The sequence below is a fragment of the Arthrobacter sp. 05T423 genome, assembly GCF_056396245.1.
Genome location: NZ_JBFTLC010000131.1, coordinates 1 through 354 on the forward strand (window position 1 = coordinate 1; position 354 = coordinate 354).

The window sequence follows — 354 nt, forward strand, 5'->3', positions numbered from 1 at the left end:
CCTCTACAAGACTCTAGCCTGCCAGTTTCGAATGCAGTTCCCAGGTTAAGCCCGGGGATTTCACATCCGACTTRACAGACCGCCTGCGTGCGCTTTACGCCCAGTAATTCCGATTAACGCTTGCACCCTCCGTATTACCGCGGCTGCTGGCACGGAGTTAGCCGGTGCTTCTTCTGCGGGTAACGTCAATCGACGCGGTTATTAACCGCATCGCCTTCCTCCCCGCTGAAAGTACTTTACAACCCGAAGGCCTTCTTCAYACACGCGGCATKGCTGSATCAGGCTTGCGCCCATTGTSCAATATTCCCCACTGCTGCCTCCCGTAGGAGTCTGGACCGTGTCTCAGTTCCAGTG

General features: G+C 55.9%; 1 rRNA gene. It reads right to left on the reverse strand.

The features are described from left to right. Positions 1 to 354: ribosomal RNA gene (locus tag AC1DFE_RS24240) — 16S ribosomal RNA — on the reverse strand; the annotation flags it as partial.